This window comes from Pseudomonas sp. zbq_18, from assembly GCF_043102245.1.
GTDB lineage: Bacteria > Pseudomonadota > Gammaproteobacteria > Pseudomonadales > Pseudomonadaceae > Aquipseudomonas.
In genome coordinates, this window is the sequence record NZ_JBICIT010000024.1 from 1 (window position 1) to 521 (window position 521).

1 protein-coding gene is annotated in these 521 nt (G+C 57.6%); it reads left to right on the forward strand.

The window, feature by feature from the left end:
* Nucleotides 1-521 (forward strand): EF-Tu/IF-2/RF-3 family GTPase (locus ACF8C6_RS18515; protein WP_392500671.1); only part of this gene is annotated, 521 nt, incomplete at both ends.

The following is a 521-nucleotide window of genomic DNA, read 5'->3' on the forward strand; positions in this document are numbered from 1 at the left end:
TTCCTGAACAAGGCCGACATGGTTGACGACGCTGAGCTGCTGGAGCTGGTCGAGATGGAAGTTCGCGACCTGCTGAGCACCTACGATTTCCCGGGTGACGACACTCCGATCATCATCGGCTCCGCGCTGATGGCTCTGAACGGCGAAGACACCAACGAAATGGGCACCAGCGCTGTTAAGAAGCTGGTTGAAACTCTGGATACCTACATTCCAGAGCCGGTTCGTGCCATCGACAAGCCGTTCCTGATGCCGATCGAAGACGTGTTCTCGATCTCCGGTCGCGGTACCGTTGTTACCGGTCGTGTTGAGCGCGGTATCGTCAAGGTTCAGGAAGAAATCGAAATCGTTGGTCTGCGTGACACCACCAAGACCACCTGCACTGGCGTTGAAATGTTCCGCAAGCTGCTCGACGAAGGTCGTGCTGGTGAGAACTGTGGCGTTCTGCTGCGCGGCACCAAGCGTGACGACGTAGAGCGTGGTCAGGTTCTGGCCAAGCCGGGCACCATCAAGCCGCACACCAA